The 555-nt window shown below is 56.6% G+C and carries 1 protein-coding gene and 1 pseudogene; both read right to left on the minus strand.

What is annotated here, in order from left to right; all coding sequences use genetic code 11:
* Window positions 1-147: pseudogene (locus KHO31_RS39035) on the minus strand (putrescine ABC transporter permease PotI); the annotation flags it as partial.
* A partial coding sequence (locus tag KHO31_RS39040) for an ABC transporter permease subunit (RefSeq protein WP_211626160.1) occupies window positions 144-555 on the minus strand: 412 nt, incomplete at its 5' end. The gene KHO31_RS39040 and the pseudogene KHO31_RS39035, both read right to left, overlap by 4 nt.

Here is a 555-nt window from a genome sequence, read left to right on the forward strand (position 1 = left end):
GTACCACTTGAGCGAGAAGCCGGACCACACGGTGACGAGCTTCGATTCGTTGAACGAATACACCACCAGGCTGATGATCGGGATATACAGAAACAGAAACCCGAACGTCAGTACGCTATTGGACAGCGTTCTATTTGGCTTGATCATTTCGCGCCCTCCAGTTCCTTGACCTGGTAGTACTGGAACACGGCCATCGGCACGAGCAGCAGTAGAACCATCGCGACGGTGACAGCGGATGCCATCGGCCAGTCCATATCGTTAAAGAATTCATCCCACATCACGCGGCCGATCATCAGCGTGTCGGCGCCGCCGAGCAGTTCAGGAATCACGTACTCGCCCACCGCCGGAATGAACACCAGCAGACTGCCGGCGATGATGCCGTTCTTCGACAGCGGCAAGGTGATACGCGTGAACGCGGTCCACGGTTTGCAGCCGAGGTCGTAAGCCGCTTCGAGCAGCGTCAGATCCATCTTCACCAGGTGCGCGTACAGCGGCATCACCATGAACGGCAGGTACGAATAGACCATGCCGATATAGACGCCAATATCCGTGTGG

Origin of the sequence: Paraburkholderia domus (assembly GCF_905220705.1) — a bacterium.
GTDB lineage: Bacteria > Pseudomonadota > Gammaproteobacteria > Burkholderiales > Burkholderiaceae > Paraburkholderia > Paraburkholderia domus.